A 4,165-nucleotide genomic window follows, 5' to 3' on the forward strand; every position below is an offset into this window, starting at 1 on the left:
TTACTCAATTGACATGACCCCCGTCAAATTATTATTCACATCAAATTACATCGCTTGTATTCGTATCGATAGTAATCGAGTTAAAGACTAATCAAGTAACGACGCAGCATAATCCAAAGGCTGCCTTACATTGACTTAAAGAAGCCTAAGCTACTTTAAGGTATACTTTAAGTTGTTTAGTAGGCATAAAAAGAGGCTGTCAAATGTTAGACATATTGATTATTGAAGACGATAACGAGTTGAGAGAAATGCTCAGTTACTTACTGTCAATTGTTGAGGGGTTTAACGTTGATTCCTTAGCGACGGGAGAAGGAGCGATAGAGCACATTGAATCGAAAAAGCCTAGGTTAATTTTGTTAGATATACAACTTCCCGGGCAATCTGGTTTGGAAATCCTAAGCGAAGTAAAACGAAAAAATATACCGTCTGCGATTATCATGATGACAGCCAATGATAGTGAATTATGTGAAACGAATTCTCTCGTTTTAGGGGCGCATGATTACGTTTCGAAGCCTATTCGCAGTAATGTGTTGGTAGAGCGTATCAAGCGTCAACTAAGTGCGGTCGACAAAAAAGTAACTATCTCTTGTGATTCAAACAACTTCTACTTGCGCGAGCAAGATTCAGCTCTTATTTATAACGACATTGTTGTTAGCTTGATCCCTTCAGAGTACGAACTAGTCGAGGTTTTAATCGATGCCAATAGGCCTATGATGGTTAGTGATATTTTCGAGAAGATTCATGGATTTAGTTACCATGTCGAAGACCGCTCCATTTATATGCGTATTTCTTCATTACGTAAAAAGTTACTTCGTTACTTACCCGAGATCCAGCTAATTAAAAATCGAAGAGCTAAAGGGTTTTATTTAGCACATCCAGTGAGCAAGTTATGAATGCTTTTTTGTCTCAAATCGTTGCATCTGTTGTTATAGGTTATTTAATTAGTTCGGTATTGTCTTTTAGCCTTATTCTGCCTTTGAAAAAAGATGCAGAACGTGAGCTCAACCTTAAACGCGTTGAAATGGTTATTGAAGGTTTTATTGAACATGATCAGAGCCGGCAAATAGGTGCAGATAATGTTTGGCGATTTCAGTGTGATGTCGCTTCTGATACTGACAAAATCCAATCGAAAGGCGACATTCATACAATTGTAAAACGTTACGATACTGACCGTTTTATTCTCGGTGCATTTAACAGTAAAGCATATCAAGATGACGCACATGTTAAGCGACTTAGGTGGTTAGGTTTACTTGATGGTCTGTTACAGGTTACATGCACATTATTAGTTCTCTTGATATCACTGAGGACCTGGTCGAATGGCTTGAAAGAAATGCAGCGATTATCAACCGAGTATATGAAAGGAAACTTTGCGAGTCGCGCTTGTAGAACAGGTCCTGAACCTATTCGTAACTTAATCGATAACCAGCATATCATGGCAGAATCGCTGAGTAGCTTGATAAACAAACAAAAAGTTATTTATGCATCTTTGCCACACGACATTCGTACCCCGCTAGCTTCAATTCAACTGACTAGTGATATGCTCCTTTATGAACAAGGTGATAATCAGTATCTGGCAAAGAAATTGGCCACTCAAGTTGATAGTTTGAACACCTTATGTGAGAGCAGTTTGTATTTGTTTAAATTGATGAACGGAGATATCCAAGCGGTCAAAAGACAAGTTAACCTGCAAACTATTCTATCATCGTTCAACAATGTTCTTGGTTCACATCAAACGTTGACAACATATGGATGTGACACGTTTGTACAAACAGATAGCGCTATCGTAAGGATTGTATTTCTCAACATTATCTCGAATGCGTTGAAGCATGCAAAATCAGAAATCAAGGTCTCTTTAGCTCGTTATCCCAAACATGACGTACTACGTTTTTGCGATGATGGTTGTGGCATAGAAGAGAAAATCGTCAGCGCGTTCAATGCGGGGACGCTAGGGGAAATTAAATCACAGCAAGGATATGGTATTGGATTAATACTCATATCTGAGTTGACGAAGGTTTTAGATGGGATTGTTTTACTTTCAAACAATAACGTTGGAGGAAAAGTCACACTAGTGATTCGTAGAGGGTAGTCTTGCTGCACTAGGAGGAAGTGTATTTCCTCCTAAGAACCCTATACGTTATGCGTCTTTTAGACGCTTAAGTGTATCGATAAACTGATCAATAGAACGATGGTTCGATAAATTTACGCTGAATTTGCCATTGACGACGAATGCAGGAATTGCCGAGATTCGGGCGCTCTCTGTTAGATTTATAGAGTCGTGGATCATTGATTCGACTTCAACGAGCTGATCTTCTGACAACTGCTGTGTATTGAGCAATTTAAAATCAGAAAATAATAAATCAGCATCCGAAAGTTTCAATTCACCAGTTGATTGGACGATCGCAAATAGTTCGTAAAGCAAAGCATGCGGAACCGGGTCGACTTGCACTTTAGCTGTATAGTAGAGCCTTGCCGAAGTTTCAGTCAGATCATCAAAAACTGCATGAATACGGTTGATTTCTAGCTCTTTTAGTCGACTATTCTTTTCGAATAGTGTCGACATGTTCCAACACGGGTTACAGGTCAATGAGAAGAATTTGTCTATCGATTTATCAGAAGAATAAGCTTCAGCTAAAGGCGTATAAAGTTCTTTTTCGAAAAAAGCTGCATTGGCACTGTTACAGGCAAGCATTATTGTAAATGAAGTGAATAGTCTTCTAAGCATCTCGTTACCATTGTTGATTAATTACTCTATACAATCCTATATTGCGGCACTTTTTAGTTCTTTAAGTAAATGTAAGAGGCTAAGCGTATACACAGGTGGTGTTGGTTTGCACAAAAAGGAAGTGGGGGCCTCTATTTGTAAAAAATTGAAACAAAAATAAAACATCGTTCAATTGAGGTTAAGTTACACTTCATATATTCCAATCAAAAGACAGAGCATCAGCATGCGCCCCCTTATTGTTACCACCATTTGCTTAAGTTTTATTAGTGCTCCGTGTATAGCCTCAAAAGGATCGAATTACCTCTACACGGGGTATCAAAATACGAGGGTGAGTGACGATGGCTTTCAAGATTACTTTGACGGTGCCTACAATAACTCAGGGAGTAAGCAGCTTTACGGTGGTTACGTCGGCGGTAACTATGCCTTAAACGATACTTTCTTCGTCGGTTTCGACTCTTCTGTGACCACACGCTCTTCGACGACACTGTCTGATTTGTCTGTTCAGTTGGGCTGGTATCATCCTATTACTTCTCAGGTTGAGCTTTACGCTTCTGGCGGGGTGAATTGGGTTAGGCCGCAGAGACGCTCTTCGTGCCGAAATGACACCATTCTTGGACCGTGTGATAGAGAGACCACCAAAAACTACGATGAGGGCTTTATCGGTGAGGCTGGGGCGATTGTTTCTATTAACGAGCGTTGGTCGTTGCAACCATTTTATAGCTATTCTGACACGCATAAACATGGTTTAAACAACTTCGGGGTTGTGAGCTCGGTTGACGTTCTTTCTTGGCTTGCGGTCGATGCTGCGTATGAGCACACGTATAGTAAAAACCTAAACCAGAATACACTTCGTCTGGGGGCAAGGTTTACGTTTTAACGGTGAAAGGTGAGATACAAAAAAAGCCCTACATGAAAATGTAGGGCTTTTGGTATGCATCAACCTATTTCAAGGTGAGACAACTGAATCAAGATTAAGCTAGAAGCTCTTTCGCTGTGTTTACTACGTTTTCAGTAGTGAAACCGAACATCTTGAATAGCTCACCTGCTGGTGCAGATTCGCCGAACGTTGTCATACCGATGATCTTGCCACCGAAACCAACGTACTTGTACCAGAAGTCAGCGATGCCAGCCTCTACAGCGATACGAGCTGTTACGTCAGATGGAAGTACAGATTCACGGTACTCAGCGTCTTGCTTGTCGAATGCGTCAGTTGCAGGCATTGATACTACGCGTACCTTCTTACCTTCAGCTGTCAGTTCAGCTGCAGCGTTAACCGCTAGCTCAACTTCAGAACCGGTAGCGATAAGGATTAGCTCTGGCTTACCTTCACAATCTTTCAGGATGTAACCACCCTTCGCGATGTTAGCTACTTGCTCTTCGCTACGCTCTTGCTGTGCAAGGTTTTGACGAGAGAAGATTAGAGACGTTGGGCCGTCTTTACGT

At 40.8% G+C, this 4,165-nt stretch carries 5 protein-coding genes; 3 read left to right on the forward strand and 2 right to left on the reverse strand.

Going from position 1 to position 4,165, the window contains the following annotated elements; translation table 11 throughout:
- Window positions 1-203: 203 nt before the first annotated feature.
- Window positions 204-893: a response regulator transcription factor gene (locus BCT81_RS10525; RefSeq protein ID WP_102424150.1), complete on the forward strand. Its 690-nt coding sequence runs from the start codon at window positions 204-206 to the stop codon at window positions 891-893.
- Window positions 890-2,086, forward strand: coding sequence for a HAMP domain-containing sensor histidine kinase (locus tag BCT81_RS10530; protein WP_102424151.1), 1,197 nt, complete (start codon window positions 890-892; stop codon window positions 2,084-2,086). The genes BCT81_RS10525 and BCT81_RS10530 overlap by 4 nt, the downstream gene beginning before the upstream one ends.
- A 48-nt stretch (window positions 2,087-2,134) precedes the next feature.
- On the opposite strand, the gene BCT81_RS10535 is transcribed toward BCT81_RS10530, so the two are convergent.
- Window positions 2,135-2,722: a peptide permease gene (locus tag BCT81_RS10535; protein ID WP_133152600.1), complete on the reverse strand. Its 588-nt coding sequence runs from the start codon at window positions 2,720-2,722 to the stop codon at window positions 2,135-2,137.
- A 223-nt stretch (window positions 2,723-2,945) separates the two neighbouring features.
- On the opposite strand from BCT81_RS10535, the gene BCT81_RS10540 reads away from it, so the two are divergent.
- The gene (locus tag BCT81_RS10540) at window positions 2,946-3,599 is read left to right on the forward strand and encodes an outer membrane beta-barrel protein (RefSeq protein WP_102424154.1); all 654 of its coding nucleotides are present in this window, start codon (window positions 2,946-2,948) and stop codon (window positions 3,597-3,599) included.
- A 94-nt stretch (window positions 3,600-3,693) separates the two neighbouring features.
- Here BCT81_RS10540 and BCT81_RS10545 read toward each other — a convergent pair.
- On the reverse strand, window positions 3,694-4,165 hold a 472-nt coding region (locus BCT81_RS10545; RefSeq protein ID WP_277869807.1), incomplete at its 5' end, for a transketolase C-terminal domain-containing protein.

Origin of the sequence: Vibrio sp. 10N.261.52.A1, assembly GCF_002876325.1 — a bacterium.
Classification (GTDB): domain Bacteria; phylum Pseudomonadota; class Gammaproteobacteria; order Enterobacterales; family Vibrionaceae; genus Vibrio; species Vibrio chagasii.

Bases quoted from the DNA above. Each gene is read 5' to 3' on its own strand.
- BCT81_RS10530 (WP_102424151.1), top strand. From the start codon at position 890: ATGAATGCTTTTTTGTCTCAAATCGTTGCATCTGTTGTTATAGGTTAT.
- BCT81_RS10525 (WP_102424150.1), top strand. From the start codon at position 204: ATGTTAGACATATTGATTATTGAAGACGATAACGAGTTGAGAGAAATG.
- BCT81_RS10535 (WP_133152600.1), bottom strand. From the start codon at position 2,722: ATGCTTAGAAGACTATTCACTTCATTTACAATAATGCTTGCCTGTAAC.
- BCT81_RS10540 (WP_102424154.1), top strand. From the start codon at position 2,946: ATGCGCCCCCTTATTGTTACCACCATTTGCTTAAGTTTTATTAGTGCT.